Consider the following 3,447-nt stretch of genomic DNA (forward strand, 5'->3'; position numbering starts at 1 on the left):
CTGCCCTCGCGCCCCTCCAGGCTCGGGTCCTCGCCCAAAGCAGCGATCCCAGCAGCAAGATCAAGACGACGTGTTAATGATCTGCAAGCCCTTAGTCGCGGGGGAACTCGTCGGTGGAGAGGGTGAGACCGACAGGCGTGTTGGTGAGGTCGACGTCCGCGCCGAAGGCAACGGTCATCTCGACCACGTAGTCGCCGTCCTTGGGTTGGGTGTAGACGTGGCACTTGCCGACATAGGGGTCGGCGATGAGATAGACGGGAACCTCAGCGGTGGCGTAGGCGGTCTTCTTGGGGCCGTAGTCGTTGGCCCCGACGCCCTTGGAGATCACCTCGGCGATGAATTCGACATCCTGGTGACGCCAGAGGCCCTTGTGGTCCTTCTCCGCGCCTTCTCGGAGCTTCGCCACATCCGGGCAGAACCCGTTCAGGTGCCCGGGGAAGTCGATGCGCACATCCGACTTGACCTTCACGCCCATGCCGAACCTGTCCTCCAGAGCCCGGACGATCCTGCGGATGATCTCCCAGTGCATGTCCTGCTGCGGCGACATGTAGACGGCCCCCTCGACGATCTCGACCTTGTATCCCTCGGGGGCGGGCATCCGCTCGAGCCTCTCGAACAGGTCGTCCAGGGTGCGCTCGTTGTCGCTCTCGGCCATGTCGATCCTGTCGGTCTCTACGACGGTCATCCTGGCGCTCCTCCCCGGCTGCCGCGTGGTCGCCTGCAGCCGCGCCCTTCAACGACAGGTACGACCATGGCGACACGCCCGTGGCGAAAACTGGTCGAATATGCCTGAGTCACGAGTGGGTGCGGTCCTCGGGAACCTTCGGGTGCAGGCCATGAAGAGGGCCGGCGGTGGCTGCGGTCACGCGCCGCGGCGCTGCTGCTGGACGGCCTTCATGAGGTCCTCGATGGCGGACTGGGTGTCGCGGTCACGCCCGTCGTCGATCGCTTCGAGAGCGGCGGCCGCGGCCTCACGAATGTGGTGGGGAAGCCCGTCGGCGGCCGTGAGGTGGTAGGCGGCCTTACGGCGCGCCGCGCGCTCAGCGGGGTCTACCGCGCCGGGGCCGGACAGCGGAAAGACGGAGGTCCTGTACGCGGATATCTCCAGCACCACCATGTCCGCGATCCCGTCGGCGTACCCGAGCGCGGCGGCCTTCCCTTGCCCTTCCCGAATGGTTGCGATCATTTGACGGCGGGACAGGGCCATGCCCAGGGCGCCGCCGCCTCCCAGGGCAAGGGCGCAGGCGACGGCGAGGAACGGCCCGTCCCAGGCGAAGCCGGTGAGTGCTCCGAGGACCGCGAGCGCGACGGTCCATGCAGCCGCTGTCCGGGAGCTGATCTGCTCGGGTGTGGTGTCCATGGTGGGAGTGTCCCAGCCGGTACCAACAGCCCGGCCGCCGGGCTCAGGCAGCCCCGGGCGAAGAGCGCCTGTTCAGTCGATGACGGCGGTGGCTTCGATCTCGACCAGATGGTCGGGTACGTCCAGTGCCGCAACGCCCAGCAGCGAGGCAGGGGGTGTCGCGGTGACTCCCAGCTTCGCAGCCGCCCGACCGAGCCCCTCCATGAGCAGGGGCATCTTGTCGGGGGTCCAGTCGACGACGTAGACGGTCAGTTTCGCCACGTCGTCGAAGGAGGCACCGACCTCGGCCAGGGCGGTGCCGATGTTGAGGTAGCACTGCTCGACCTGAGCGGCGAGGTCGCCTTCGCCGACCGTGGCACCGTCGACGTCCCAGGCGACCTGCCCGGCGATGAAGACCAGCTTCGACCCGGTCGCGATCGACACCTGCCGGTAGGCGTCGATTTTCGGCAATCCATTGGGGTTTACCAGGGTGATGGCCATGCTGCCTGCCTCCGTTGCTATGAGAGCCGCTCTCTTGCGGTTACTAGGAAACCGTAGGAGAGTGTGCGCTGACATGGAAGAACGCACTTTTCGGTGACTGGGGAACCTGATGGTGACCAAGCAGTTCAGCGGCTCGCCCGAGGATGCGGACCTGAGGCGTGCGGACTCTCTGGCGCGGGAGATCTTCTCGGACGTCGCCAACAAGTGGGCGCTCCTGATCATCGAGTCTCTCGGTGAACGCACCCTGCGCTTCAGCGAGTTGCGGAACGAGATCGAGGGCGTCAGCCACAAGATGCTCACCCAGAACCTGCGCATGCTGGAGCGCAACGGTCTGATCGAGCGGACGGTGCACCCCGTCGTGCCACCCCGGGTCGAGTACACCCTCACCGAGCCGGGCCGGGCCCTGCGGGTGACGATCGACGGACTGTGCGACTGGACCCACCGGTACCTCGGTCACATCGAGGCGTCCCGCCACCGCTTCGGCGCCTGACGGGTCGGGGACTCGCTTGCCGCGCAGCCGGCAGGAGCAACCCTTCCGGGTGTGCGGCGGTCCTTCCAGGCGTCGTGCTCGGAGGGCAACCTCTGTCGATTCGTACTGGTAAACCGACTGGAAGGGGCGCATTCCATGGCGCTCGATCCCAATTTCTGCCTGGACGTTCCGGAGGGTTTCGACGACTCGGACGCCGAGACCGGGGTGCACCCCATCGCCAGGAAGCTGTTCCCCGCCACAACTGCCGCGGATGCCTTCAAGAAAGCCCATGAGTGGGTGCGGGAACAAAGAATCCGCATGGTGGACGTGTCGTGGGATTTCTTCCACGACGAGGACCAGCCCTACTGCCTGAGCATCTATTTCATCTTCGAGCTGGATCCCGAAGACACCTGACTACGGCTTGCCTGCACTCCATGGGAACTGACGCATCCGCAGCGACCGTGCCGGAGATCTGGAGACTGCCGTTCGAGCTGGCCTGGGAAGCGTTCCGTGCGGGCAGCCGTCCTGTGGGAACCGTCCTGGTCGATGCCGCAGACCGCGTCGTCGCGAGGGGACGCAACCGCAGCCAGGAGGCAACTGCCCCGCCCGGACAGCTCGGGGGCGCAGCCATCGCGCACGCCGAGATCAACGTTCTCGCTCAACTGCCGTCACAACACCGGTACGAGGATCACCGGCTCTGCACCACCCTCGAACCATGCCTGCTGTGCAGCAGCGCCCTCATCCACGCCCACGTCGGCACGGTCGTGTACGCCGCCCCCGACGGCCTGTGGCGCGGCATCGAGAACGTTCCGCAGGTCGGCGGCCTCATCGCGCGGCGCTGGGCACGCCGCGAGGGCCCCGTGGAAGGGCCCCTCGCCGTCTTCGGCGCAATGCTCATGGATGCCTGGGCTCTTCACCACGCCCCGCCCGCGGACGAACATCCCGTAGACCCCTGCCTCGCCAGGGCGAGACGCTGCCTCCAGACGCAAGGCTTCCTCGACGCACCGGACGTGCACGTGGCCTATCGGCTGGCATGGCCACACCTGGTGACGCAGCCCGCCAATCCCTGGGGCACAGCCGGTCCAGGCGACCCCCATAGCCCGACTGGATGACCGACAGGGCTCGGGCCCGTCATCCC

At 66.8% G+C, this 3,447-nt stretch carries 6 protein-coding genes; 3 read left to right on the top strand and 3 right to left on the bottom strand.

Annotated elements, in window-relative coordinates; translation table 11 throughout:
- Window positions 1–91 precede the first annotated feature (91 nt).
- From ACWGI8_RS41765 to ACWGI8_RS41775, 3 genes are all read right to left on the bottom strand, one after another.
- Window positions 92–685, bottom strand: a complete 594-nt coding sequence (locus tag ACWGI8_RS41765) for a Uma2 family endonuclease (protein ID WP_453668681.1) — start codon at window positions 683–685, stop codon at window positions 92–94.
- 177 nt (window positions 686–862) lie between these two features.
- Window positions 863–1,360, bottom strand: a complete 498-nt coding sequence (locus tag ACWGI8_RS41770) for a hypothetical protein (protein ID WP_453668682.1) — start codon at window positions 1,358–1,360, stop codon at window positions 863–865.
- Between the two features lie 72 nt (window positions 1,361–1,432).
- Window positions 1,433–1,840, bottom strand: coding sequence for a RidA family protein (locus ACWGI8_RS41775; protein WP_453668683.1), 408 nt, complete (start codon window positions 1,838–1,840; stop codon window positions 1,433–1,435).
- Between the two features lie 109 nt (window positions 1,841–1,949).
- On the opposite strand from ACWGI8_RS41775, the gene ACWGI8_RS41780 reads away from it, so the two are divergent.
- From ACWGI8_RS41780 to ACWGI8_RS41790, 3 genes are all read left to right on the top strand, one after another.
- Entirely contained in the window at window positions 1,950–2,330 is a 381-nt protein-coding gene (locus ACWGI8_RS41780; RefSeq protein ID WP_453668684.1) for a winged helix-turn-helix transcriptional regulator, read from the top strand.
- A gap of 135 nt (window positions 2,331–2,465) precedes the next feature.
- The gene (locus ACWGI8_RS41785) at window positions 2,466–2,723 is read left to right on the top strand and encodes a hypothetical protein (RefSeq protein ID WP_453668685.1); all 258 of its coding nucleotides are present in this window, start codon (window positions 2,466–2,468) and stop codon (window positions 2,721–2,723) included.
- A gap of 20 nt (window positions 2,724–2,743) precedes the next feature.
- On the top strand, window positions 2,744–3,421 hold the full coding sequence (locus tag ACWGI8_RS41790) for a nucleoside deaminase (protein ID WP_453668686.1): 678 nt from the start codon (window positions 2,744–2,746) through the stop codon (window positions 3,419–3,421).
- The last annotated feature ends 26 nt before the right edge of the window (window positions 3,422–3,447 follow it).

The sequence above is a fragment of the Streptomyces sp. NPDC054841 genome (genome assembly GCF_053611045.1).

What these genes read in the sequence shown, in the direction of transcription:
- ACWGI8_RS41775 (WP_453668683.1), bottom strand. Translation starts at nt 1,840, where the DNA reads ATGGCCATCACCCTGGTAAACCCCAATGGATTGCCGAAAATCGACGCC.
- ACWGI8_RS41765 (WP_453668681.1), bottom strand. Translation starts at nt 685, where the DNA reads ATGACCGTCGTAGAGACCGACAGGATCGACATGGCCGAGAGCGACAAC.
- ACWGI8_RS41780 (WP_453668684.1), top strand. Translation starts at nt 1,950, where the DNA reads ATGGTGACCAAGCAGTTCAGCGGCTCGCCCGAGGATGCGGACCTGAGG.
- ACWGI8_RS41770 (WP_453668682.1), bottom strand. Translation starts at nt 1,360, where the DNA reads ATGGACACCACACCCGAGCAGATCAGCTCCCGGACAGCGGCTGCATGG.
- ACWGI8_RS41790 (WP_453668686.1), top strand. Translation starts at nt 2,744, where the DNA reads ATGGGAACTGACGCATCCGCAGCGACCGTGCCGGAGATCTGGAGACTG.
- ACWGI8_RS41785 (WP_453668685.1), top strand. Translation starts at nt 2,466, where the DNA reads ATGGCGCTCGATCCCAATTTCTGCCTGGACGTTCCGGAGGGTTTCGAC.